Annotated in this window: 22 protein-coding genes and 1 tRNA gene; 14 read left to right on the top strand and 9 right to left on the bottom strand. The window is 38.2% G+C overall.

Going from position 1 to position 24,657, the window contains the following annotated elements; translation table 11 throughout:
* The first annotated feature begins 9 nt into the window (after positions 1 to 9).
* Positions 10 to 1,548 carry a SusD/RagB family nutrient-binding outer membrane lipoprotein gene (locus R3X28_RS12660; protein WP_154367589.1) on the top strand — a complete coding sequence of 513 codons (1,539 nt, stop codon included), beginning with the start codon at positions 10 to 12 and terminating at the stop codon, positions 1,546 to 1,548.
* A 16-nt stretch (positions 1,549 to 1,564) separates the two neighbouring features.
* Positions 1,565 to 3,424: a LamG-like jellyroll fold domain-containing protein gene (locus R3X28_RS12655; RefSeq protein ID WP_317664681.1), complete on the top strand. Its 1,860-nt coding sequence runs from the start codon at positions 1,565 to 1,567 to the stop codon at positions 3,422 to 3,424.
* 733 nt (positions 3,425 to 4,157) lie between these two features.
* On the opposite strand, the gene R3X28_RS12650 is transcribed toward R3X28_RS12655, so the two are convergent.
* The 3 genes from R3X28_RS12650 to R3X28_RS12640 form a co-directional block, all read right to left on the bottom strand.
* Complete coding sequence (locus tag R3X28_RS12650) at positions 4,158 to 4,793, bottom strand: response regulator transcription factor (protein WP_317664679.1); 636 nt, start codon at positions 4,791 to 4,793, stop codon at positions 4,158 to 4,160.
* Positions 4,783 to 6,786: a sensor histidine kinase gene (locus tag R3X28_RS12645; protein WP_317664678.1), complete on the bottom strand. Its 2,004-nt coding sequence runs from the start codon at positions 6,784 to 6,786 to the stop codon at positions 4,783 to 4,785. Before R3X28_RS12645 ends, R3X28_RS12650 begins: the two co-directional genes overlap by 11 nt.
* Positions 6,787 to 7,210: 424 nt before the next feature.
* Positions 7,211 to 7,284 (bottom strand) — tRNA-Arg (locus tag R3X28_RS12640).
* 63 nt (positions 7,285 to 7,347) lie between these two features.
* Here R3X28_RS12640 and R3X28_RS12635 point away from each other — a divergent pair.
* Entirely contained in the window at positions 7,348 to 7,860 is a 513-nt protein-coding gene (locus R3X28_RS12635; RefSeq protein WP_317664677.1) for an adenine phosphoribosyltransferase, read from the top strand.
* Here the strand turns inward: R3X28_RS12635 and R3X28_RS12630 are convergent.
* From R3X28_RS12630 to R3X28_RS12620, 3 genes are all read right to left on the bottom strand, one after another.
* A complete protein-coding gene (locus R3X28_RS12630; RefSeq protein WP_154367602.1) occupies positions 7,854 to 8,000 on the bottom strand; it encodes an SsrA-binding protein in 147 nt (48 codons plus the stop codon). The genes R3X28_RS12635 and R3X28_RS12630 overlap by 7 nt on opposite strands.
* A gap of 639 nt (positions 8,001 to 8,639) precedes the next feature.
* Positions 8,640 to 10,346 (bottom strand): M56 family metallopeptidase, encoded by a 1,707-nt coding sequence (locus R3X28_RS12625; protein WP_317664675.1) that lies wholly within the window; start codon positions 10,344 to 10,346, stop codon positions 8,640 to 8,642.
* On the bottom strand, positions 10,346 to 10,705 hold the full coding sequence (locus tag R3X28_RS12620; RefSeq protein WP_154367607.1) for a BlaI/MecI/CopY family transcriptional regulator: 360 nt from the start codon (positions 10,703 to 10,705) through the stop codon (positions 10,346 to 10,348). The genes R3X28_RS12625 and R3X28_RS12620 overlap by 1 nt, the downstream gene beginning before the upstream one ends.
* 162 nt (positions 10,706 to 10,867) lie before the next feature.
* Here R3X28_RS12620 and R3X28_RS12615 point away from each other — a divergent pair, with 162 nt between their 5' ends.
* A complete protein-coding gene (locus tag R3X28_RS12615; protein WP_317664672.1) occupies positions 10,868 to 11,806 on the top strand; it encodes a calcium/sodium antiporter in 939 nt (312 codons plus the stop codon).
* Between the two features lie 71 nt (positions 11,807 to 11,877).
* On the opposite strand, the gene R3X28_RS12610 is transcribed toward R3X28_RS12615, so the two are convergent.
* On the bottom strand, positions 11,878 to 12,900 hold the full coding sequence (locus tag R3X28_RS12610) for a glutamine synthetase beta-grasp domain-containing protein (RefSeq protein ID WP_317664670.1): 1,023 nt from the start codon (positions 12,898 to 12,900) through the stop codon (positions 11,878 to 11,880).
* Positions 12,901 to 13,107: 207 nt separating this feature from the next.
* Between R3X28_RS12610 and R3X28_RS12605 the strand changes: the two genes are divergently transcribed.
* From R3X28_RS12605 to pyrF, 9 genes are all read left to right on the top strand, one after another.
* On the top strand, positions 13,108 to 15,294 hold the full coding sequence (locus R3X28_RS12605) for a glutamine synthetase III (protein WP_317664668.1): 2,187 nt from the start codon (positions 13,108 to 13,110) through the stop codon (positions 15,292 to 15,294).
* A 109-nt stretch (positions 15,295 to 15,403) separates the two neighbouring features.
* A complete protein-coding gene (locus R3X28_RS12600) occupies positions 15,404 to 16,585 on the top strand; it encodes an AIR synthase related protein (protein ID WP_154367615.1) in 1,182 nt (393 codons plus the stop codon).
* Positions 16,586 to 16,765: 180 nt separating this feature from the next.
* Complete coding sequence (locus tag R3X28_RS12595; protein WP_317664666.1) at positions 16,766 to 17,197, top strand: ubiquinol-cytochrome c reductase iron-sulfur subunit; 432 nt, start codon at positions 16,766 to 16,768, stop codon at positions 17,195 to 17,197.
* Positions 17,198 to 17,226: 29 nt separating this feature from the next.
* Positions 17,227 to 17,661 (top strand): thioredoxin family protein, encoded by a 435-nt coding sequence (locus tag R3X28_RS12590; protein ID WP_317664664.1) that lies wholly within the window; start codon positions 17,227 to 17,229, stop codon positions 17,659 to 17,661.
* Positions 17,658 to 18,656, top strand: a complete 999-nt coding sequence (locus R3X28_RS12585) for an FAD:protein FMN transferase (protein WP_317664662.1) — start codon at positions 17,658 to 17,660, stop codon at positions 18,654 to 18,656. Before R3X28_RS12590 ends, R3X28_RS12585 begins: the two co-directional genes overlap by 4 nt.
* A 9-nt stretch (positions 18,657 to 18,665) precedes the next feature.
* A complete protein-coding gene (locus R3X28_RS12580) occupies positions 18,666 to 18,875 on the top strand; it encodes a DUF4266 domain-containing protein (protein WP_154367621.1) in 210 nt (69 codons plus the stop codon).
* 57 nt (positions 18,876 to 18,932) lie between these two features.
* On the top strand, positions 18,933 to 20,213 hold the full coding sequence (locus R3X28_RS12575) for a DUF3570 domain-containing protein (protein ID WP_282054350.1): 1,281 nt from the start codon (positions 18,933 to 18,935) through the stop codon (positions 20,211 to 20,213).
* A 130-nt stretch (positions 20,214 to 20,343) separates the two neighbouring features.
* The gene (gene prfA / locus R3X28_RS12570) at positions 20,344 to 21,420 is read left to right on the top strand and encodes a peptide chain release factor 1 (protein WP_154367626.1); all 1,077 of its coding nucleotides are present in this window, start codon (positions 20,344 to 20,346) and stop codon (positions 21,418 to 21,420) included.
* Positions 21,421 to 21,520: 100 nt separating this feature from the next.
* Entirely contained in the window at positions 21,521 to 22,342 is an 822-nt protein-coding gene (gene pyrF, locus R3X28_RS12565) for an orotidine-5'-phosphate decarboxylase (RefSeq protein WP_154367628.1), read from the top strand.
* Between the two features lie 4 nt (positions 22,343 to 22,346).
* Here pyrF and R3X28_RS12560 read toward each other — a convergent pair whose 3' ends face one another.
* Positions 22,347 to 22,541, bottom strand: a complete 195-nt coding sequence (locus R3X28_RS12560; RefSeq protein ID WP_154367630.1) for a hypothetical protein — start codon at positions 22,539 to 22,541, stop codon at positions 22,347 to 22,349.
* A gap of 227 nt (positions 22,542 to 22,768) precedes the next feature.
* Here R3X28_RS12560 and R3X28_RS12555 point away from each other — a divergent pair, with 227 nt between their 5' ends.
* Positions 22,769 to 23,554 carry an alpha/beta fold hydrolase gene (locus R3X28_RS12555; protein ID WP_154367780.1) on the top strand — a complete coding sequence of 262 codons (786 nt, stop codon included), beginning with the start codon at positions 22,769 to 22,771 and terminating at the stop codon, positions 23,552 to 23,554.
* A 386-nt stretch (positions 23,555 to 23,940) separates the two neighbouring features.
* On the opposite strand, the gene R3X28_RS12550 is transcribed toward R3X28_RS12555, so the two are convergent.
* The gene (locus R3X28_RS12550) at positions 23,941 to 24,648 is read right to left on the bottom strand and encodes a DUF4197 domain-containing protein (protein ID WP_317664658.1); all 708 of its coding nucleotides are present in this window, start codon (positions 24,646 to 24,648) and stop codon (positions 23,941 to 23,943) included.
* Positions 24,649 to 24,657: the final 9 nt, after the last annotated feature.

Genomic DNA, 24,657 nt, shown 5'->3' with positions numbered 1-24,657 from the left:
GTTAAAAACATGAAAAAAAGAATAATATTTTTAGGAATGGTGCTATTGACTTTTGTGGTTGGTTGTACTGAGGATTTTGAAGAGATGAATACGCCTAGTAATGTAATTACGAAGGTTGATCCTTCTTATGTGATTAATGGGATGTTCCAAAATCCACTTAGTAATTATCAAAGGAACATTAATCTATACCCTGATTTTTATTCCCAGTACTGGTCAAATATCGTGTCAGGTTTTGAATCGCCACGATATGAGTATGTTGATGGGTGGATAGGAAATCAATGGAATGAGTTTTATACGGGTCCTTTAGCGGATTATAATGCACAAATCGGTTTTTACGGAGAGGATCCCGCATATACCAATGTACTGGCCCAAATGGAAATTTGGATGTGTGCCGAATGGCAAAGAATGACTGATACTTATGGTGATATCCCTTATTTTGGGGCAGGTACCGGAGAGACTGTTCCATACAATTCACAGCAAGAAATTTATTATGATCTTATAAGTAGATTGAAAGTGGCTGTTGATGCTATTGATTCTGATGATTCCTCCCAATATGCCTTTCCAGCTAATTATGACCTTATTTATTCTGGAGATTTGGAAAAATGGAAGCGATTTGGTAATTCATTGCGATTAAGATTGGCCATGAGAATGTCCAATGTTGATCCTGATAAAGCACGTACCGAGGCTGCCGCAGCTATAGCTGATGGAGTAATGACAAGTAATGCGGATGGAGCCCATATTCCATTGTGGAGTTCGGGTTGGTATGATTATCATCATCAAATGGCTTGGAACTGGGATAATACAAGGGCATCTAGAACCTTTACAGATTATTTATACGGCCAATCAAGTGTAGGTGAGGATCCTCGGGCATGGAAATGGTTTACCTATAAAGATGATGACGATGTACTTGCAGATGAGAGTGTTATCACAGGTATCGAAAATGGATATAATACTTTACCCGCAAATGCTAAGGCATATGCAACTATTAATTTGGATGGAGGTTATGTAGGCTTTGTAGGTGATGGGGCCGATATCCTAATGTATATGCCTTATATGTTTTATTCAGAAACCGTGTTTTTGAAAGCAGAGGCGGCCCTTAGGGGATGGACAGCTGGAGATGCTAATGGACTATATATTGAAGGTGTACAGGCGTCTATGGATTATGTTGGTGTAGATGCAACATCAGCCAGCGATTATATTAGTGGTTTACCAAGTTTGACAGGGCCTAACGAAGAACAATTAAAACAATTGATTACCCAAAAATATATTGCCAATTTTCCAAATGGATCTGAAGCATGGGCAGATTTCAGAAGAACCGACTATCCAGACATTTCTCTGCCATTGGATGGTGTAAGTGGTAGTTCTAGTGTCGCAGCTGATACATGGGTGAAACGAATTAGGTATCCTGATAATCAGCATAGTTTAAATAGTATCAGTATGCCAAGTACCCAAAATACCGTCGATAGTGATAGGATGGACATACGACTATGGTGGGATACTGCCGATACCAAAACAAAATCTGGTGGTTTAATGAGTAGCAACTTTTAACCTTTAAAAAAGTATTATGAAAATTAAAAATAGAATAAATAAAATTGCGATAGGTCTATTATCGGTGACCATGGCTCTTTTCCTGGTAATTTCTTGTGATGATGATGACGATTCCACAGGAAGTTTCAGTCTTACTGAATTGGAAAGTGTTATTTCCCAAGCAGAAGCATTGATATCGGAAAGTGAAGAAGGTATAAATGCAGGTGATTATCAACCTGGTTCCAAGGCTGAATTGGAAAGTGTTGTTACTTGGGTAAATTGGAGAATAAACAATTCTAAATCTCAAGAAAACATCGATGATGCTGCTTACAAATTGAATGCGGCCATTGAGACCTTCTTAGCTAGTACTGTCTCACCCGCAATGCCATGGATTCAACAAGAAAATGATACCTATATTAGAATTTCCGATAATATCAAAACGGTATTAGACGGGGCTTTCACGATTGAAACGCAAGTGTATGCAGTTGATCTTAACCAAAAAGGGTACTCGAACAACTTGTTTTCTGCAGAACAGTCTGGACCCGATAGTGGCTTTGGAGTCAGGTATTTCGGTACGGGAAATATTCAGATCGTAACAGGTGATGGAAGTACTTGGTTAGATTCTGGCGATCAAGCTGCCGGTAAGATGGTTGGTGGTGAATGGATTGATCTGGCTTATACCAATTCCGGCTCTGAGCAAAAACTATATATTAATGGTGAATTAGTTGCTGAACAAAGTCATACGCACCTTTTGGCTGCAGATGTTTCTTTCGTAATAGGTAACAGTCCAACTTGGACAGATCGTGTCGTTAATGCTTTGGTAAGGGAATTTAAAATATGGGATACTGTATTGGATCAAAGTACTATTCAAGGTAATATTGGATCTTCAGTTGATGGGACCGAAGTTAATTTGGAATGTTACTTCCCGTTTGGGTCTGATCTAGGGTCTAGTTTCAGTGATGCTACAGGCAATTATACGGCCACCTTGGAGGGCTCAATTGATTGGGTTTCTGAACCGCCGGTGATTATATTGGATTATACGAATTTAAATGCTGCAATTGAGGAGATTACGGAGTTCAGGTCAAGTGTCGAAGAGGGTACTGAGGATGGTGATTATCCAGTAGGAACATTGGATTATCTTGATGAATTGATAGCTGAAGCAAATGAAGCTTTGGAAAGTGAAGGTAGGCAAACAGCTTTGGACGATATGGCTACATCACTATCATCAGCCATAACTTTGGTCAATAGTATGTTGGTAGGGGATACTGACGGTATTTATATTGACCGGGATAATGCTGATGCAATTGGTCTACAGATTACACCAAATTATACACCTCAAGGGGATTATACAGTAGAATTCGATGTAAAGGTTGAGTCATTGTTCGGTTATGGTACTGGCGAATTCTTTAATAACGGAACATTTGGAGTTTGGGTCTACGGATATGAGGAGCTTACCGAAGAAAATGTGTTGAATTCTGGAGGATTATGGAACTTTACCGATGCCGGAGCAGGTTGGCAAGGGCCAGATACGGACCCACTTGCTATTTCAGTTGATCAATGGCAACATGTGGCAATTGTACATGATGATGCAGCTCGTACAACAACACTGTATGTAGATGGAGAACAAATGGGGCAAGATTCTGATATAGGAGCACCAAATGTTTCTGGATGGGGTGAGATTTGGCTCGGTAATGGCTGGGGTAAAATGGATGGATTTATTAAAGATTTCCGACTATGGGACGTAGCTAGATCACAAGGTGAATTGGATGCTGAGATTTCTGGCAATGAAACGGGCTTGCACATTTATTTCCCATTGGATAAGGTTAATGGAGTTAAGTTTGTAGATGAGACCGGTAATTATAGTGCGGAAATGAGAGGAATAGAATGGAATAATTAAACTTCCAAATCTATTTTTAGATTGATTCTTATAAAATTAGGGGCGGGTTTTTCCTGCCTCTAATTTTTTTAAGCCTATAAGGTTAAAAACAGGCACCAATCGAAATTTTTCAGGTTTTAACCTATAATCCATTTTTTAACTTAGTTGCTTTTCGATACGTTTTATAGATAGGCAACCGAGTACTAGGATAATTGTAGGTATTATCATGCAATAAATCGAAAAGACTCCCATGTGGTACATGAGCATCTGATTTATTGATATGAACGCTGCATAAGCATATATAGCCCAACTTTGCATATGCCAAAATGCAATCATGCATGCCATGATAATCAATGCGCAAAGAATCAGATAGGGAGGATACCAGCTGTCAATGAGGTAGTCGGGCATTGTATATATAGAGAAAATAACGAGTAAGATTTCAATAAAACCAAGAGTACAGATTATAATAATGGGCAAAGGTCTTTTTGTTTCATCCATCATGGGAACACTAATGTTTTAATATGATACAAAAGGTATTGATCGTAGGTGTTAATTTCTACTTTCAATCGAATTGGTATACTCGTAAATAATCATTTTCCGGTGAAAACCAAGATGTAAGGATTATCCTTGTACAAGTTCTGATATTAATTAATGCAAAGGAAATAAAGAAAGAAAAATACCTGAAAACCAGTAGTAATAACTACCTATAAATAGGTATTGCTTAATAGAGGTGGTAAGTAGTTGTTCGGTAGGTTCAGATCATATGTTTTTCTATAGCGACTTTGATCAATGAAGCAGCATTTGAAACTTCTAGTTTTTGCATTAGGTTACGCCTGTGCGTTTCTACGGTCAGGGGGCTTATAAATAATTCCTCAGCAATTCTATTGGTGGTTTTACCTTCGGCGATTAAGGTGAGAATGTGTTTTTCCCTTCGCGTTAGTTTTGGCAAATCGCCACTGTCCTGGGTAACCGAATCTGCAAGTATTTTTTGAATTTCACTACTAAAATAGAAATCACCTTGGTGCACTTGTGTTATGGCGTCGACCAGCTCCTCTCCGGTCACATTTTTTAAAAGGTACCCTTTGACACCCTTTTTGATCATTTGATTGATTATGCTGGGTTCACTATACGTACTTAAGCCTATAATACCGATATTGGATTTGATATTTAGGATTTTGGGTACCATTTCAACCCCATTTATATCGGGCAAGTTTACATCGAGTAATACTATATCGGCAGAATTTTTCTCTAAATAGGTAAGGGTGTCGGTTCCGTTCATAAATTGGTTTTTTATGAGAACACGTTTATCGTCACTTAGTAAGGTTTTAAGCCCTTCGATCACCATAGGGTGGTCATCAATTATAATGATATGTATAGGTTTATGTTGCATCTAGGTTAATTTGAACATTTGCAGTGGTACCTTCGTTCATTTCGGAATGAAATTCCAACTTTCCATTTAAATAAGCTACCCTTGTTTTTAGGTTTGAAATACCCATGCCTTTAACTTTACTTGAACGGTCTTCATTCTCAAAGCCTATTCCATTGTCCTCAACGGTAATGTCGACTTTATTGTTGTCCCTAATGAATTGAACCAATATTTCCGAGGCTTTGGCGTGTTTTATGGCATTGTTTATCAGTTCTTGCATTATGCGGTACATGGTAACTTGTTGATTTAAGTCAATCCCTTTTTCCGTACCATAAAATTGTAGGGTAACCTTCGTGTCGTTACCCGTTCTACTACTACAGTAATCCTTTAAAGCGGCTTTTAGACCAAACTTGATCAAGGTTTCTGGCATCATATTTCGGGCAATGGTGCGAAGTTCGGTCAAAGAATCGTCAAGGTCTTTCATTACTTTCTTGAGTTTTGCCTTAGGGTATTCCTTTGGCTCATCCTTGTTTAATTTTGAGAGATTCAGGCTGATGCCGGATAATCTTCCACCAAGGCCATCGTGTAGATCTATGGCAAGCCTTTTCCGCTCATTCTCTTGACCTTCTATCATAGCCAAGAAGAGCTGTTTTTGTTGTTCTTGTTTTAAAAGAGAAACTTCAGTTTCTCGTTTTTGCTCCTTTTTTCGTGCCTTTCTGAGCTGGCTGTTATAACCGTAATAGCCAATAAATAGAATAAGGGCAAGAACACTTGCTATTGCCCAAAGCATATAGTTTTGTGATTTTTTCTTTTCAAGGGCAAGGGCCGTTTCATTTTTCTCATTCTTCAATGCTAAGATTTCTTTCTCTTTGGTGGCGGTTTTATACTGTATCTCGAGCTCTTGCATATCATTTTCCAATTCACTGGCTCTAACACTGTCCAAAGCGGTCACGTAACCTTTTAAGTAGCTATACGCCTGCTGATAATCGTTGAGTCCGGCTTCGTATTTTGCCAATTTATAATATGAACCTATTTTGTCATTAACGGAATGTTCGTTATCAGAAAAGTTTATATATTTTAAGGTGTACGCTTTGGCCTCTTTAAAATTGCCCATTTTATCATAGATATCCGCATATCTCTGATAGAGTAACTTGAAATAATAATTTGATTTATGGTCTTTATAATATTCAGAGGATCGGTCAAGGGCTTTTAATGCCTTGTCAAATTCGCCGGATCTTCCGTAGTAAAATCCGAGCTCCCCATAATAAAGGCCAACATAGAAAGAATTCGGAATCTTATCCAAATTTGTTTTGGCGATATCGAGTACTGACTTCATTCGATCCAGCGAATCCATTTGAGCCAATGAAGTAGCAAAGGATAAACTGTGGTAAATGATGTCTTCAGGATTTCCTATTTCTTTAAATTGTTCCTGGCTAATTTTGAACATTTCATAGGCCTTGTCAAAACGGGACATGTTATTGTATTTGATCGCTAAATTCGTATTCCCATTCGCCACGAACATTTTGTCTCCCATTTTCTGTGCTATCGGAATGGTCTTTGACACATATGCGATTTCTTTTTCTACATTTCCTTCATATCCATAGGCCACGCCTAAATTGTACTGACCTCGTAACCATATTTTCATGTTTTGCGCCGACGAATCCTTAGCTATAAGTTTATCAGCAAAATCATTTCCTATTTTAAAATATTTTTTTGCATTTTCAACATCAAAATAATCAAGATAACCACCAGCCAGATTAATATGGGAATCGGCTGCACCTTTCAGGTAATTGATCTTTTTGCTTAAGGCAATGGCCTTAAAGCCATTTTCAAAGCATTTTAGGGAATCTATGCCCCCATAACTTCTGGCCAGTTCACTTAGGATGTTTACCCTGGTGGTGTCATGCGCTGCAGTCCTTAGGGCACTTTCAAGACTGTCGATACGCGTTTCCCGTCCTGTTTGGGACATACCGGTCAATGAAATGAATAGAATTATGGTGAATAGTGTTAAACGCATTAAGTCGATTGAATACTTTATTTGAAAAGTGCCAATATACTATAACTATATGTTACAATGAATTTCCGGTCATCAATTTAAGGGAAAACCAGTAGGGAAAATATGACTATTGACAATTTTAAAGAAAAGTATGTTAGTAATTGATTCTTGACCCGGATAGGATTCACTTCGTTTTTGTCTACAAAGCTTCTGTTATATTAAAAAATCCGCCTTAATAAATTCAAGTAAGCTTGATTTTTAAGTGCGGATCTTTAATTAATCGTGACCTCGACAGGATAGTATATTCTTTGATGGGCAATGCTCTAAAAAAGAAATATCAAAGCTAACGCTTCGGTTTTTCCATTTTCATCCAAATACCTGAGCAAGCTCGGCTTTTCCTGATAATAAAAAACCGCACTTTAAGAGTGCGGTTTCTTGATTGATGTGACCTCGACAGGATTCAAACCTGTAACCTTCTGAGCCGTAATCAGATGCGCTATTCAGTTGCGCCACGAGGCCTTTTATAGGGGTGCAAATATATTTCTTTTTACCTTTACAACAAAATATGCTTAATCTATTTCTATGAATTTAAAAACCTTTATCCGTGATATTCCAGATTTTCCATCAAAAGGTGTTGTGTTTAGGGATATCACCCCACTTTTGAAAGACCCTAAGGCCATTAGGTATACCCAAGAAGCTTTATTAGACCTTGTAGGTGGTCTCAAAGTGGATAAGGTAGTTGGTATGGAGAGTAGGGGGTTCTTTTTTGCCCCAATGTTGGCAGCGCGGTTAGAAGCTGGTTTTGTTCCTGTTCGTAAACCTGGGAAATTGCCTTATAACACCATTCAGCAAAGCTATAATTTGGAGTATGGCAGTGATGTCCTCGAAATGCATTCAGACGCCATACAAAAGGGAGATAGGGTTTTGATTCATGATGATGTTTTGGCTACCGGAGGTACGGCTAAGGCTACCTGTGAATTAATAGAGAAAATGGGGGGCGAAATTGTGCAATGTAATTTTTTATTGGAACTCGATTTTCTAAACGGAAAGGATAAACTCCTTAAATTCGAAGTGAATTCCTTGTTACATTATTGATCCAGTGCCCTAGTGGTAACGAAATAACGCCAGCCGATAAGAGCCAATTGAAATTTAGAAGCTTTTGCCAAGTCTAGCCCTTGTTTTGTGAACGAAGGCAGAAGAAATTTATTGACTTTTGCCAATAGTCTGAATATCATGGTAATTTGGTTTGATAGATGTTTCAAATGTATAAAAAAAACCTTGACGGTCATGTCAAGGTTTTTGTGTTCGAGGGTTTTGGTTTCCGATTACAATTTGCTCTTCTGTTAAATCGTATAGCTGGGCACTTTCTTGCTTTTGGCAATTTGCCGATCGTGCCAACGATGATGAAAAGTAATCCTGTGTTGAAAATCGCAATTTGTAGTATTAAAAACTGAGCAATAAAATGAATAGTATTGCTGAAACCAGAAGTTTAATTAATGTTATCATTTGAAGGGTTTTGATGATTATTAGGTTTTAATTATAATCGATTATTCAAATAAGGTATAAAATTAAAATAGTCACTTCCAAAGAAATTGAAGGGATTTGATACAAGTGAATATAGTATTGTAAGTAAAATGATGGTATATATTTCGATTATTGTGCTTTGTTCTACAATTAAATTTAGAAATGTAATAATAATACAGCTAATACATTTTAATATGTAACAATTGAAGGGGGTTTTTATGTTTGTTTTGTTCGGTGTAGGCTAATTTCATTCATAAAATAACTTTTTTAGGGTGTTTCATTTCTAGGCCAAAAAAAACCGACCCAATTTATGGAGTCGGTTATAATTATGTTTTATGATGATTTTTTGGTTATTCTTCTTTTTTCGTGATTATTTCAATAACCCCGTTTTCACCTTTTTTACCATACTTTTCTTTTGCCGAGCCGTCTTTTAAAACATTTATAGATTCAATGCTCGATGGGTCAATGGAATGCATTTCCTTTTTGTTCGTTTCCCTACCATCTATAACAATCAGGGGTTCTTTATTGTCATCTTTATGAATGTAGGTTATTTCTCTTTCTTTTACAGAGGTTCCATTTGATAGCTTATCTTCATTTTTTTCTGATACCTTCAGGATAAAGTTACTTTCAGGTTCGGGTCTCTCTGTTTTCCTTATCTTAATATGTTTTTCCGTTGTACCATCTTTTTCCTTTAGGGATTCAAATTCTTTTCGACTTACCTTTTTACCGTTGACCTTAATGGTTTCTTTACCGTTTTCATTGGTGATTTCAATGGTTTTATGTTCCTTTTTGTTTCCGTCCGCAGAAATCCATATTACTTCATCGGTATCTTCGTCTAGTTCATTTGATATTTCTTTTTCGGTTTGATAATGAAGATCTTCGTTTTTGCCAATTGAGAATGAATGTGTGTCTTCATTGTAAACGATATGTATAGGCTCTATTCCTTCGTTATCGCTGGAGAAATTTGAAGAACTTTTGGTTTTCTTCCCCTCTTTGTTGGTCGTAGAGAAATTTACGGCTATATCAATGATTTCGTTCTCGGAATTGTGAACAACCGTATAAGAAAAATCGACACCTTTTTTTAAAAGGTCCTTTTTTAATTTCAATAACTCCTTATCCGTTGTGTTCTTTGTTATGATGATTTCGATCAATTTTGAAAGTTCCGTTTTAGATGATTGATCGGATTGTGTTATGGGTACGTAAATGGTTTCTGTATTGAAACTGACCATGAAGATGGCAAGTAACGGAAGTATCAGCATTATTTTAAAACTATTGCTTTTTTTCGATTTTGATTTGTTTAACATGACGATTCGTTTTTTGATTAATGAATTATAAAAATGATTGACGATTGGGGCGCAAAATTGATTGCCCGATACTTTTAACAAGGTATATTGGTAGTTCTTGATAGATGGTATTTCTTTTGTGGCACTTTCATCGGCCAAAAACTCGAGATTTTGTTTTATGTTGGTTTTGTATAACCAGCTGAACGGATTCATCCAGGTGAAAATAGTAATGATATGACATAAAATCACGTCTATGGAATGCCACTGCGAACTATGGGCCTTTTCATGTTTTATAATGGTTGATAACTCCCCCTGTGAATAACGTTCAGGATTATAAAAAATATAATTGAAAAAGGAAAATGGAGCAATATTCCTACTGATTTTTACATGATGGAACCTTCCCTGCTTTATTACGGAATTGTTTTTGATTAACCTTGATAGCGATATTAATTGAATTATGAAGTTAATGCCGAGAATCAGGACACCTATGAGATATATGATAGAGAATATTGTTACCCAATTATTAAGGTTGGTCGATTCCTCGACTGATTCACCCGAAATCTGATTTACGGTTTCTTCAATCGGGATTGTGGTAATTTCAACATAATCGGTCAATGTAACAAAGGGTAGGATAAAGGCCGTGAGGATGCCGGCAATCAGAAAATGTCTGTTGATCTTGAAAAAGGTCTCATTCTTCAAGAGGAACTGATAGGCCAAATAAAACAGCGCTAGAACAATTGACACTTTTAGTAGGTATGTTAATAGAGCTTCCATTACTTTTTCTTTTCGATAAGGTCTATGATTTCCTTGAGTTCCTTGACTGATATCTTTTCTTCTTTGGCAAAAAAGGAAACCATACTTTTATATGAATTGTCAAAATATTCGGCCAGTTTGGAATTGACGAAATTTTTGCGATAGTCTTCAAGACTGACCAAAGGGTAATATCTATGGGTCTTACCAAAAGCTTCATATCCTACGTAATTCTTTTCCTCAAGGTTTCGTACAATAGTGGAAAGGGTATTATAATGGGGTTTCTTGCCTTTGATATCGGCCATTATATCTTTTACGAACGCTTTTTTAAGGCGCCAAAGAATTATCATGACCTCTTCTTCTTTATTGGTTAATTTTTGCATTGGTGATGAATATTTTATCCAAACATAAAACGTTTTAAGTAGTTATGCAACTAAATTAATAGTTAATTAACTATAAAAATAGTTATATGGGTATTTTTCAAATTGCTGGATTCCTATTAGGAAACAAAAATCTTAGGTTATATTTGTTTAAATGACTTCTTAATGCAGAACATTCTTTTCTTAATCCTGGGTTTAACATTTTTGATTGCAGGGGGTAATTGGCTTTTAAGATCGGCGGTAGCACTTTCTTTACGGTTGAACATTCCAAAAATCGTTATCGGAATGACCATTGTGTCTTTTGCTACTTCGGCCCCGGAGCTTATTGTTAGTATTAAGGCCGCTGTTGATGGTTTTCCCGATTTGGCCCTAGGAAATGTGGTTGGGTCCAATATCGCAAATTTAGGCTTGGTTTTGGCCGTAATACTGTTGTTGGGAAGTATTGATGTAAAGAAAAGTTTCTATACAACGGATTGGCCTATTATGATGTTGGCCTCCTTACTCTTTTTTGGCTTTATTTTTTTTGATGGTGTTTTGGTGCGCTACGAGGGTATAATTATGGTTGTTGGCTTATTTCTTTTTCTGGTCTATCTTTTAAAATATCAAAAAACCGCTGTTGTAGATGAGGCAAAAGATGATGATATGCCATTGCCATTGTATAAGGCGGTTTTGTTTTTGGGGCTAGGTGGGCTCGCTTTATGGGGTGGTTCGGAATTATTGGTGAAAGGGTCGGTAGGTCTTGCGAACAATTACGGTGTTAGTGAACGTATAATAGGTATAACCATAGTGTCTATAGGGACTAGTATTCCAGAATTGGCTGCTTCGATAATAGCCATAATTAAAAAGGAAAAGGCGATTTCTTTGGGAAACCTAATAGGTTCCAATATCTTTAATATAATGGCCGTATTGGGTATTACCTCGTTGATTACGCCGATAAAAGTGATGGATCAAGGGTTGTTAAGCAATGATATCTTTTGGATGCTCGGTATTTCATTTTTGATCTTGCCATTGGTGTTCTTTCCGAAAGGACTTCGATTGGGTTGGAGAGACGGATTGGTGCTCCTTGTTGTTTACTGTTCGTTTATTTACTTTACCATACAATGAATAAAAAAACCCTGACGAAGAATCATCAGGGCGTATGGATAAAAAACAATTAATTTATTTCTGTATTTTAATTAAATCTTAGCGGATTTAACGGTTTTAATGATTCTGCCCGCAATTTTGTATGGATCACCATTAGAAGCAGGTCGTCTATCTTCTAACCAGCCTTTGTATCCTTTTTCAACAGCAATCAATGGAATACGAATAGATGCCCCTCTGTCGGAAACGCCCCAAGAGAAATCCGTAATGGCAGCTGTTTCGTGTAAACCTGTTAAACGTTGGTCGTTAAATTCACCGTAAACGGCAATGTGCTCATCAACAACATCACGGAAAGCTTCACAAATTTTAGCGTAAACTTCCTTATCTCCACAAGTTCTTAATGTGGTGTTAGAGAAGTTGGCATGCATACCTGAACCATTCCAGTCCATATCCCTTCCAAGAGGTTTTGGGTGGTATTCAATATAGTAACCATACTTTTCAGTTAGCCTGTCCAGTAAATATCTTGCGACCCATAATTCATCACCGGCCTTTTTGGCTCCTTTGGCAAATAATTGGAATTCCCACTGTCCGCAAGCAACTTCTTGGTTGATACCTTCAAAATTCAAACCAGCTTCTATACAAAGGTCAGCGTGTTCTTCGACCAATTGTCTTCCGTGGGTGTTCAATCCACCAACAGAGCAGTAATATAATCCTTGTGGAGCAGGGTATCCACCTCTAGGGAAACCTAAAGGTAAGTCGGTTTCTCTGTCCATGATAAAATATTCTTGTTCAAAACCAAACCAGAAATCATCATCTTCATCATCAATAGTAGCTCTACCGTTAGATTCGTGTGGTGTGCCGTCTGCATTGTAAACCTCGGTCATAACCAACCATCCGTTGATGCGCTCTGGATCTGGGTAAATCGCTACTGGTACCAACAAACAGTCGGAAGAATCACCTGTGGCCTGTTTTGTTGAAGATCCGTCAAATGACCAATTCCCCAACTCTTCTAAAGTTCCTTTGAAGTCTTCGTGCTCTTCAACTTTAGTTTTACTTCTCATGTTTTGGGTTGGGAAATAACCATCTAACCAAATGTATTCTAATTTAATCTTTGCCATAATATGGGTTGTTTATTAAAAATTTTAAGACAAACAAAAATATGTTTTTCTATGAATTTATCTAATTTTTAGGGGGGTAATTATCAACAAATAATCAATAATTTGATTTACCCCTGTTTTTTTTGGGGTATTTTATAAAAAAGTAATTATAACCTTGTTTTAATTATTAATTCCTTAATCATTATTTTTGTCCAAATTATTTTAAATATGTCCAAAATAAGGTTTACCGCTATCTCTGAAAGTCAATCCCGCACACCATTGACCATAGATGAAAATGGAAGGCGTTCCGAGCATTTTGCAACCAATGTCTTCAATGAGGAAAAAATGTTGCAATTTTTGACCAAAGAGGCTTATGACAGCGTAAAAGGGGCCATTTTTTCAGGTTCCAAGATCGATCGTAAAATCGCCGATCAGGTGGCCGAGGCTATGAAATGTTGGGCTATTAATATGGGTGCAACGCACTATACCCATTGGTTTCAACCGTTAACGGGGACCACAGCGGAAAAACATGATGCTTTTTTCGATTTATTGCCAGATGGTAGGGCTTTGGAAAAATTCGGGGGTGGACAATTGGTGCAGCAAGAACCGGATGCTTCGAGCTTTCCTCATGGGGGTATTAGAAATACTTTCGAGGCTAGGGGCTATACCGCTTGGGATCCTACTTCCCCAGCATTTTTATATGGGACAACACTATGTATACCAACGATTTTCGTTGCGTACACGGGAGAGGCACTTGATAATAAAGCACCATTGCTCAGGGCATTAAGTGCAGTGGATTCAGCAGCTACCGGAGTGGCCAAATATTTTGATAAGAATGTATCCAAAGTAAACGCGACTTTGGGATGGGAACAAGAATATTTTTTGATAGATGAATCCTTGGCCATGTCCAGACCGGATCTTGTAATGACCGGGCGTACTTTGGTAGGGCAAACGGCAGCAAAGGGTCAACAACTCGATGATCACTATTTTGGTGTTATTCCCAGTCGCGTATTGAGTTTTATGCGCCATTTGGAAAAGGAATGTACCAAATTGGGTATCCCCGTAAAAACCAGACATAACGAAGTGGCACCCAATCAATTTGAATTGGCACCTGTTTTTGAGGAAGCCAATCTGGCCGTGGATCACAATCTATTACTAATGGATGTGATGGACAAAGTGGCCGAGTCCCATAAATTGAAAGTACTGTTTCATGAAAAACCTTTTGCAGGAATCAATGGTTCGGGAAAACACAACAATTGGTCCTTGGCCACCGATACTGGTGTAAATTTATTGAGCCCGGGATCAACTCCGATGAAGAACCTTCAGTTCCTTACTTTTTTCGTAAATACGATCAAGGCAGTTGATACCTATGAAGAACTTTTGCGTTCCTCCATTGCTTCGGCGAGTAATGATCATAGGTTAGGGGCAAATGAGGCACCACCTGCCATATTCTCGATTTTCATCGGAAAACAATTGAGCACTGTACTTGATGAACTGGAGGGTGTATCCAAGGGCAAGTTGTCGCCAGAGGAAAAAACCGAACTTAAATTGAACGTAGTAGGTAAGATTCCTGAAATAATGCTCGATAATACCGATCGTAACAGAACGTCACCTTTCGCCTTTACCGGGAATAAGTTCGAAATGCGAGGAGTGGGTTCAAAAACCAATTGTGCCAAACCAATGATGGTTCTTAATACCATTGTGGCTAAACAATTGAACGACTTTAAAAAGGAGGTTGATGTGCTCATCGATAAAAAGAACCTTAAAAAAGACGAGGCCATATTCAACGTTTTAAGGGAGTATATAAAAACCTCCAAAAGAATACGGTTCGATGGTGATGGGTATAGCCAAGAATGGGAGAAAGAAGCGAAGAAAAGAAAACTGAGCAACAATAGGACCACCCCTGATGCCATTCAGGTTTTGACAGCAAAGGATAGTCTTGAGCTTTTCAATGCGATGAACGTAATGAGCGAGGTTGAGGTCAGGGCAAGACAGGAGGTTGAGCTGGAGTCGTACATCATGCACTTACAGATAGAAGGTAGGGTGTTCAATGAGCTGGTTTATGGGTATGTGATACCGGCTGCAATAGAATATCAGAATATTTTGTTGGCCAATGTTGGTGGACTTAAAGAAATTTATGGGGCCGGGTATAAAAAACTGTCCGATAGCCAATTAGATATAATTCAAAGGATTTCAGGTCATCTGGAGATACTGAAGACCAAGACCGATGCGATGGTCAATGAGCGTAAAAAAGCAAATGTCATTGCTGACAGTAAGAGTAAGGCCGATGCTTATTGTAATAAGGTGAAACCATATTTTGATGAAATACGCTATCACTGTGATAAATTGGAACGATTGGTCAGTGATAAGCATTGGCCATTGACCAAGTATAGGGAGTTGCTTTTTGTAAAATAACCATGGCTTAAAGGGTAATTCTGTAATCTTCTAAGTTTAAGAATGAAAAGCTCACGATTCGTGGGCTTTTTTTTAACTAATCCATTATTTTTGCCACAAATAAATTCTCATGGGGTCATCGAATAGCGAAAGGTATAAACAAAGAGGGGTTTCGGCTTCAAAAGAAGATGTGCATAATGCCATCAAGAATATTGATAAAGGACTTTTTCCTAAGGCTTTCTGTAAAATAGTACCGGATTACCTCACCAATGACGAGGATTATTGTTTGGTAATGCATGCCGATGGGGCAGGAACAAAATCGTCCTTGGCCTATATGTATTGGAAAGAGACCGGCGATGTTTCGGTATGGAAAGGTATTGCGCAAGATGCATTGATCATGAATATCGATGATCTGATCTGTGTGGGTGCCACCGATAATATCCTATTGTCCTCTACCATAGGCCGTAATAAGAATTTGATTCCTGGGGAAGTAATTTCAGCAATCATCAATGGCACTGAGGAATTGATCGCTGATTTGGCCGAACATGGCATGGTAATCCACTCTACGGGAGGGGAAACCGCCGATGTAGGTGATTTGGTGCGAACCATAATTGTGGATTCTACCGTAACGGCAAGATTAAAGCGTAAAAACGTAATTGACAATGCCAATATAAAGGCCGGGGATGTTATCGTTGGCTTGGAGTCTTTTGGACAAGCCGTTTATGAGAAAGAGTATAATGGCGGTATGGGCAGTAATGGGTTAACCTCGGCAAGGCACGATGTCTTTGCCAAGTACTTGGCTGAAAAATATCCCGAAAGTTTTGATGCCGCCGTGCCTGATGATTTAGTGTATTCCGGTAAAACTAGATTGACCGATGAAGTGCCGGGAGCTCCTTTGGATGCCGGTAAATTAGTGTTGTCACCGACCCGTACCTATGCGCCGATCGTAAAAAAGATATTGTCCAAGTATAACGCTACGGATATTCATGGTATGGTACATTGTAGTGGAGGCGCACAAACAAAGATCCTTCATTTTGTTGATAATCTGCATATTGTAAAAGATAATCTGTTCCCTATTCCTCCTTTGTTCAAATTGATCCAAGAGCAGTCAGGCACCGATTGGCGCGAAATGTACCAAGTTTTCAATTGTGGACATCGTTTGGAAATCTATGCTAATGAGACTGTGGCACAGGAATTGATTAATATTTCAAAAGAATTCGGTGTTGATGCAAGGATTATTGGTAGGGTAGAAGGTAATCCGTCTAAAAAACTTACCATAAAAAGTGAATTCGGCACTTTTGTTTATTCATGATAGTTGATTAAACCACTTGTGTTTTTGGTTTATGTTCAACGTAGGGTAAATTTTTGTTCTAGGCTTATTTACAGGTGTTTTGAGCTGAATAGGGGTTGCTCGTTGAGTAGTTGGCCGACTTTATGATTTCTCTTATACGATTCATTTAAATAAGACGTTGATAGTAGTAAAACCAATGCTATGGAAAGAAAGGAATTTCTAAGGACTTTAGGCGCCGGTGCCGCTTTTGCGTTGACTTTTCCTTGTTTACAAGGATGTTCTAAGGATGACGAGAACGGAGATAAGGTCGAAACGCCCACAGGAATTGATTTTACAATTGATCTAAACTCTACCGAAGGTCAGGCATTGGCCGAAAATGGAAGTTTTATTTTAAAGGAATTGGTGGTCGTGGTCAAGAATTTGGAAGGTAATTTTATTGCCGCAAGTCAGGTGTGTAGCCACCAACAAACTGAAGAAGTGCGCTTTATCGATAGTGAAGGTGGAATATTTGCATGCTCGGAGCATGGTGCTCGATTTGACCAATCAGGATTACCATTGAATAGTGTTACTGGCAACTCTTTGAAAATCTATAATACCGAACTCAATGGGGATATACTTCGGGTTTATGAATAGTCCTAGTTTAATCTTAATACTTTTTTAGTTTGAAAAAGTTGTTTTTTATTTTGTTTCTAGTGAGTTCAATGGTCGCTTCTGCCCAAGATTGGCAGGCCGACTATGCCCATGCCGTATCCGTTTCCCAAAAAGAGAACAAGCCTATTGTGCTTGTTTTTTCCGGGTCAGATTGGTGTGCCCCTTGTATTAAATTGGAACGTGATATTTGGCAATCACAAGAGTTTGTTCAATATTCCAAAGAGAACTATGTGCTTTATAGAGCCGATTTTCCTAGGAAAAAGAGCAATCAATTGCCTCCGGAAATGGCTCAGCAGAATAGTAAATTGGCGGAAACCTTTAATCGTAATGGATATTTTCCTTTAGTTGTGGTCTTAAACCCGAATGAAGAGGTCCTGGGGACTACCGGATATAAAAAAATATCACCGGATCAATACATTTCAATGCTAAACTCATTTATAAAGTGAGAAAACTGCTCCCCCTGTTTTTTGTTTTCTTCTTCTTCGTTATAGGCTTTGGCCAAGAACGAAAATATGTGACCGTTCATAAGACCCAAAAATTAATGGGAAGTCGTTTTGATATTACGGTGGTGGCTGCAAATGAGGAAATCGGATATATTAATATAGATGAAGCTGTAGCTGAGATAAAACGTATAGAAAAGTTGATTTCTTCATGGGACCCCGAATCGGAAACTGCCCTGATCAATAAAAATGCTGGTATTAAACCCGTAAAAGTTAGTCTGGAATTATTTAAGCTTATAGAACGTACGAAACAGATATCTGAAATTACCGATGGTGCCTTTGATATTTCATATTCCTCAATGGATGATATCTGGAAATTCGATGGTAGCATGACCAATATGCCTACTAAGGATGAAATAAAAAAATCGATGGCCAAGGTCGGTTATGAACAAATAATATTGGATTCGAATGAACAAACGGTATTCTTAAAACAAAAAGGAATGAAAATTTCTTTTGGGGCCATTGGTAAGGGGTATGCCGCTGATAAGACCAAAGAATTATTGGTGTCTAAACAAGTAGTGGCAGGTATAATAAACGCATCTGGCGACCTTACTACCTGGGGTACAAAAGCAAGTGGTGAAAAATGGTTGATAGGAATTGCGAATCCTTTAAGTAAGGATAAGATCTTTTCGTGGTTGCCCATTGTTGAGTCTTCGGTCGCTACTTCCGGTAATTACGAAAAATTCGTCATGTTCGATGGTAAAATATATACCCATATCATAGATCCGCGAACGGGTTACCCCTCACAAGGAGTGAATAGTGTATCTATTTTCTCTAAAAGTGCCGAACTCTGTGATGCCTTGGCTACCGCGGTTTTTATTATGGGAAAAGATGCAGGTCTCTCTTTAATCAATCAATTGGGGGGTACTGAGGTGATCTTGGTAGACAGTGATAATAAAATACATAAAAGTAGTGGTATCCTATTCGATAATAATCCATAATTTTAAATCATGAAAAAAATCGTATTTCTATTGGCATTTGCTGCTTTATCTACCTCTTGTGTGGTGGTTAGGGAATATGATAAAGTGTACCTGAATGATGAGGAAATGGTCTTAAGTGCCAAAAGTTCTGAACGTTTTGAGACCAATTTCCAAGTGTATCGTGAAGCTGCCGCAGGTGCAAACGGAGGTAAATCCGGAGGAGGTTGTGGTTGTAACTAAGTGAGATTGGGATTCAACTTTTTAATAAAAGCGCCATTATATAATTCAATATTTCTTTTGAAAAAGCTAAGTGTACTATTTCTCTTTTTGGTCTTCAACTTGGGTCTTGCCCAGGAAGATCCGTCAAATGCCTATCAAAAACGGGTTCTTGAGGCTGCAGAGGTTGATTTGCTCTTCAGTTATTATAATCAAGATGGAGAAAACGCAGCGGTAACAGGTGGGGAAGGAACCGAGGAATTAACAGATGCCACATCGAGTATTGTGGTTAAAATGCCATTGAACCCTGATGATGTACTTACAGTTGATGTGGGTATTTCGGCCTATTCGTCAGCATCCTCAAGTAATATAGATCCTTTTGATAAAATTAGCAGTACAGCGAGTCCGTTCAGTGCCTCTTCCGGTGCATCACAAAGCGATGCTTTGGTGCATTTTAATCCTACCTATGAACATAGTTCCAAAGACAGGAATTCGGTTTATTCGGCACAAGCATACGTGTCTAGGGAATACGATTACTTTTCCATTGGTTTCGGTGGTGGGTATACACGCTTGTTCAATGAGAAGAATACGCAGTTGGGTGCAAGTTTCCAAGTTTATTTGGATAGCTGGAATCCCCAATACCCAATTGAATTACGGGAAGGGTTCTTTGATTCGCGTATAACGGGTACGGGTACTTATGATCCTGGTTTTGTGGAGTTCGATGATGAGACACGAAATACGTATTCACTTTCTTTAAGTTTGTCTCAGATTTTGGGCAAACGGGTGCAGGGTTCTGTTTTTATGGATTTTGTGAGTCAGAGCGGCCTGTTGAGTACACCCCATCAACGGGTGTATTTCAGTGATGTCAATGATTTTTTCATTGAGGATTTTCAACTGGCCGATGGTGTGGAGCGTTTACCGGATTCCCGTTTTAAAATTCCTATCGGGGCCCGTCTTAATTATTATATGAACGATTTGATCGTACTACGTGGTTATTATCGTTATTATTCCGATGATTGGGGAATTACTGCACATACTGCAAGTTTGGAGGTGCCCATTAAGTTGAATGATAAGTTTACGCTTTACCCGAATTATCGTTTTTATAGCCAGACAGCGGCCGATTATTTTTATGGGAAGGAAATTGCGGTTTCCACCCTTGATTACTACACTTCCGATTACGATCTTTCCGCTTTTGATTCCCATCAATACGGAATGGGTATTCGTTATAAGGATATTTTTGCAGGAACCAAGATTTTTACTTTCGGTTTAAAGACCATTGATTTACGTTTTAATGCATATGATCGTAGTGACGGACTCTCTTCTTATATTTTTAGTCTAGGCACTACTTTTGTTGCCGATTGATTATAATTTTGAGGGTTTTAAGGTCCCTTTTTTATAAAACCATTGTTTATAAACTAATGTGCTTTAAGGAAATGGGTTTTAAGGCACATGTGTAAATTTATCGTAAATTCGCAGCAATACAGGAAAGAACATGATTGATAAATTAAATATAGTAAAGCAGCGTTTTGATGAGGTTTCAGACCTTATTATTCAGCCCGATGTGATCACGGATCAGAAAAGATATGTGCAGCTTACAAAGGAATATAAGGATCTTAAAAACCTAGTGGCCAAACGGGATGCATATATAGAGCTTACGAATAATATCAAAGAAGCCGAGGAAATTATTTCTGATGGTAGTGATGCCGAAATGGTGGAAATGGCCAAAATGCAGATGGAAGAGGCGAAGGCGGCATTTCCCATATTGGAGGAAGAGATAAAATTCATGTTGATTCCCAAAGACCCCGAAGATGCAAAGGATGTAGTGGTAGAGATACGTGCCGGTACCGGTGGAGATGAGGCGAGTATTTTTGCGGGAGACCTTTTTAGGATGTATACCAAATACTGTGAGAGCAAAGGTTGGAAAACCAATGTCATTGATTTAAGTGAGGGCACGAGCGGAGGCTATAAGGAAATTCAGTTCGAGGTCAACGGGGAAGATGTGTACGGAACCTTGAAATTTGAAGCCGGTGTACATAGGGTGCAAAGGGTGCCTCAGACCGAAACACAAGGCCGGGTGCATACCAGCGCCGCTACGGTAATGGTACTGCCAGAGGCTGAGGATTTTGATGTTCAGATCGATCCCAAGGATGTGCGAATAGATTTTTTCTGTTCTTCAGGACCTGGGGGGCAATCGGTGAATACCACTTATTCCGCAGTACGACTTACCCATATTCCTACGGGTTTGGTCGCTCAATGCCAAGACCAAAAATCCCAGCATAAAAACAAGGAAAAAGCTTTTAAGGTACTTCGATCAAGATTGTATGATCTGGAGTTGGCCAAAAAGCAGGAGGAAGACGCAGCTAAAAGAAATTCGCAGGTAAGTAGTGGTGACCGTTCCGCAAAGATCAGGACTTATAATTATCCACAAGGAAGGGTTACCGATCATAGAATCGGATTGACTCTTTATGATCTTCAGAATATCATCGATGGTGATATTCAAAAAATCATTGACGAGTTGAGTTTGGTTGAGAATACAGAGAAACTGAAAGAGGCTTCTGAAATATTTTAAGGGGTCCTCATTTTTTATGTCCGGTCGGGTGCAGTCGGGAATTTTCAGGACTTTACATTAAATATAACCTCTCGACTGCATTCGAGGGTATTTTTGGATCATGACTACCGAGCACTTAATTTCAGAGATTCACAAGAAACAATCCTTTCTATGTATTGGGTTAGATACCGATTTGGAGAAAATACCCCCTCATCTTTTAGAAGAGGAGGATGCCATATTCGCTTTCAATAAGGCAATAATCGATGCAACCCATCATTTATGTGTGGCTTATAAGCCGAACACCGCTTTTTATGAAGCTTATGGCATAAAAGGGTGGAAGGCACTGGGCAAGACGATTGCTTATTTGAATGAAAACCATCCAGAAATTTTTACCATAGCCGATGCCAAGAGGGGTGATATTGGGAATACATCAACACGATATGCGAAGGCTTTCTTCGAGGAGTTCGGTTTTGATTCTATAACCATAGCGCCTTATATGGGTAAAGATTCCGTAGAACCATTTTTGGCTTTTGAAAATAAACATACGATCTTGTTGGCCTTAACATCCAATGAAGGGGCGTTTGATTTTCAAACCCAGAAAGTGGATGGCGTACCTTTGTATGAAAAAGTGCTTCAGACTTCGCTTACCTATAAGAATGCAGATAATTTAATGTACGTGGTCGGGGCCACTAAAGCAAGTTATCTTGCTGAAATTCGTAAAATCGTTCCTAAAAGTTTTTTATTGGTGCCCGGAGTTGGTGCCCAAGGAGGTAGTCTTAAAGAAGTATGCCATTTTGGAATGAACCAAGATATTGGTTTATTGGTAAATTCTTCTAGGGGTATTATTTATGCTTCAAAAAATCGGGATTTTGCATCACAAGCCGCACTGAACGCAGAGGCGTTGCAGCGACAAATGCAGGAAGAGCTAAAATCAATGGATTAGAGATCTATCCTAGTTCTTCCAATCTTCTTTTGGTCTTTTTTGCCTTTAGCTCAAAAAACTCTCCCAATTTGGTATTACTGTATTTGATGTTCGAGGCTCTTTCCATAAAGCATTGATATTGATATTCCAATAAGGTTATGGCTTGTTTGCCGGCTAAAATAGAAGTTACCGATCCAACTTTGCAATATTGATTTTCCATAGTGTGTACGTGTTATATTGAATATACGTGCTAATTATGATTATAGATGTTGTAAAGCCTATTGATTCTTAATTTTTTAGATGATTTATCTATTTATTAACAATTATGTAATGTTGTTCATAAAAACATAACGAAATCGCTGTTAAAAAAATCCTTAATATAGCTTTGCTTTAAAAAGATTTAATACATTGCACAATTCCTTAGAACGGGACGCTCAGAGAACACTATTGTTAAACTACTATACATACTTACACAAAGAATCGACCACTTGGGTGACTTTTGTTCATGGAGCAGGAGGCAGTTCTTCCATTTGGTACAAACAAGTGCGCGAATTTAAAAAGCACTTTAATATATTGTTGTTGGATTTAAGGGGACATGGGGATTCAAAACCTTCCTTAAAGGATGCCTTTAACGATAAATACACTTTTGATTCCATTACACACGATATAGTAGAGGTCATAGATCATTTGAAAATCGAAAAATCACACTTCATAGGTATTTCCTTGGGAACCATTCTTATTAGAAACCTTGCTGAAAAATATCCGCATAGGGTTGAGAGTATGGTAATGGGCGGTGCAATTATGCAGTTGGATATTCGTTCGCAGATATTGATCAAGTTAGGAACCTTGTTCAAATCTATAATACCTTATTTGTGGCTCTATAAGTTCTTCGCATTTATTATTATGCCCAACAAGAACCATAGGGAATCGCGTTCTCTTTTCGTTAGGGAGGCAAAAAAATTATATCAGAAAGAATTTACCAGATGGTTTAAATTAACCTCGGAAATAAACCCACTTTTACGGTTGTTCAGGGCAGTAGATACAAAAATCCCCACATTATACGTAATGGGAGGGGAAGATTATCTGTTTTTGCCCGCAGTAAAGAAAATCGTGCAGAACCATACGGCTTGTAGTTTGTTGACCATTGAATATTGTGGTCATGTGGTCAATGTGGAACAACCTCAGATATTTAATAGAATGGTCATCTCTTATGTGGCCGATACGACTAGGTAGTAGGTAGTATTAAGAACTAAATTATCACTTCTTTTTCCCTAATCAAATTCCATATCCTTTCCATCTAGGGTAAGTTGAAAATATATTGCCCTTAAGATTTGATGTGGATAATAGGGCTGTGGATGCTTATTTTTACTATATGACGATTCCCAAAAGATTTACGCGAAATTGATCTATGGGTCAGGGAATAAAAAAAACCGATGCTCCCACCGGTTTTTTAACTAACTAACTCAAAAAATTACTAACTCAAATAATTCTGTACAAAGGAACTCAAAATATTACGACCTCTTAGTTAAATAAAGATTAGTAATATGTTAAAACTCTCCTTTCTTTACCAACGGGTTTAATTTACTTTTAGTATAATTAAATGTATATATATTTAAGAATCAATCCTGTAAGGTGAAAACCTTTCGCAGCAAGTCCGTAGTTCGGGATCCTACTTTTGTCCTGATTTCCTTTTCTTCTACGGCAATCATGGTATATACCCCGTCCAATGCCTCGTTGGTAACATAGTCCGTAAGGTCCGGATTTACTTTTTTAACAAGGGGTATACTATTATATTTAGTAATTAGGTTACTCCAAATTTGGTCCGCACCCACTTTTTCGAAAGAATTTTTGATTACAGGGTTGAACTTTGCGTACAAAGCGGTTTGTGTAGCATTGGTCAAATACTGGGTCGCAGCATCATCATTGCCCATTAATATGTTTTTGGCATCATCAAAGGTTATTCCTTTAACGGCATCTACGAATATTGGGGTTGCTTCACTAACAGCGTCTTCCGCAGCGCGGTTCAATACTTTTAGTCCTTCATCGGCCAAGTTGCCCAAACCAATATCCCTTAAGGTTTTGTCAACTTTCTGAAGCTCTTCAGGCAATACTATTTTCACTAATTCATTTTTAAAGAAACCATCGGTTTTGGTTAATTTGGCAACCTGTTTTTCAATGCCCATATTCAAGGCTTCCCTAAGTCCTTCAGCTATTTCAGCATTACCGATGCTTGTACTGCCTTGGGGCAATTGGTCTATAACCTGTTGTAGTTCGCCACAGGCTAAAAAATTTAAGGAAAGGAATAGAACGATTATCTTTTTTTTCATAGTATTTAT

The organism is Maribacter sp. TH_r10 (genome assembly GCF_033101095.1).
Taxonomy (GTDB): Bacteria; Bacteroidota; Bacteroidia; order Flavobacteriales; family Flavobacteriaceae; genus Maribacter_A; species Maribacter_A luteus.
Note: the sequence above shows the minus strand (reverse complement) of the source record. Positions and strands in the feature narration are given on the sequence as shown.

Bases quoted from the DNA above. Each gene is read 5' to 3' on its own strand.
- R3X28_RS12600 (WP_154367615.1), top strand. From the start codon at position 15,404: ATGGGGTCATCGAATAGCGAAAGGTATAAACAAAGAGGGGTTTCGGCT.
- R3X28_RS12655 (WP_317664681.1), top strand. From the start codon at position 1,565: ATGAAAATTAAAAATAGAATAAATAAAATTGCGATAGGTCTATTATCG.
- R3X28_RS12605 (WP_317664668.1), top strand. From the start codon at position 13,108: ATGTCCAAAATAAGGTTTACCGCTATCTCTGAAAGTCAATCCCGCACA.
- pyrF (WP_154367628.1), top strand. From the start codon at position 21,521: ATGACTACCGAGCACTTAATTTCAGAGATTCACAAGAAACAATCCTTT.
- R3X28_RS12630 (WP_154367602.1), bottom strand. From the start codon at position 8,000: ATGATATTCAGACTATTGGCAAAAGTCAATAAATTTCTTCTGCCTTCG.
- R3X28_RS12580 (WP_154367621.1), top strand. From the start codon at position 18,666: ATGAAAAAAATCGTATTTCTATTGGCATTTGCTGCTTTATCTACCTCT.
- R3X28_RS12560 (WP_154367630.1), bottom strand. From the start codon at position 22,541: ATGGAAAATCAATATTGCAAAGTTGGATCGGTAACTTCTATTTTAGCC.
- R3X28_RS12615 (WP_317664672.1), top strand. From the start codon at position 10,868: ATGCAGAACATTCTTTTCTTAATCCTGGGTTTAACATTTTTGATTGCA.
- R3X28_RS12550 (WP_317664658.1), bottom strand. From the start codon at position 24,648: ATGAAAAAAAAGATAATCGTTCTATTCCTTTCCTTAAATTTTTTAGCC.
- R3X28_RS12610 (WP_317664670.1), bottom strand. From the start codon at position 12,900: ATGGCAAAGATTAAATTAGAATACATTTGGTTAGATGGTTATTTCCCA.
- R3X28_RS12625 (WP_317664675.1), bottom strand. From the start codon at position 10,346: ATGGAAGCTCTATTAACATACCTACTAAAAGTGTCAATTGTTCTAGCG.
- R3X28_RS12650 (WP_317664679.1), bottom strand. From the start codon at position 4,793: ATGCAACATAAACCTATACATATCATTATAATTGATGACCACCCTATG.
- R3X28_RS12595 (WP_317664666.1), top strand. From the start codon at position 16,766: ATGGAAAGAAAGGAATTTCTAAGGACTTTAGGCGCCGGTGCCGCTTTT.
- R3X28_RS12645 (WP_317664678.1), bottom strand. From the start codon at position 6,786: ATGCGTTTAACACTATTCACCATAATTCTATTCATTTCATTGACCGGT.
- R3X28_RS12635 (WP_317664677.1), top strand. From the start codon at position 7,348: ATGAATTTAAAAACCTTTATCCGTGATATTCCAGATTTTCCATCAAAA.
- R3X28_RS12660 (WP_154367589.1), top strand. From the start codon at position 10: ATGAAAAAAAGAATAATATTTTTAGGAATGGTGCTATTGACTTTTGTG.
- R3X28_RS12620 (WP_154367607.1), bottom strand. From the start codon at position 10,705: ATGCAAAAATTAACCAATAAAGAAGAAGAGGTCATGATAATTCTTTGG.
- prfA (WP_154367626.1), top strand. From the start codon at position 20,344: ATGATTGATAAATTAAATATAGTAAAGCAGCGTTTTGATGAGGTTTCA.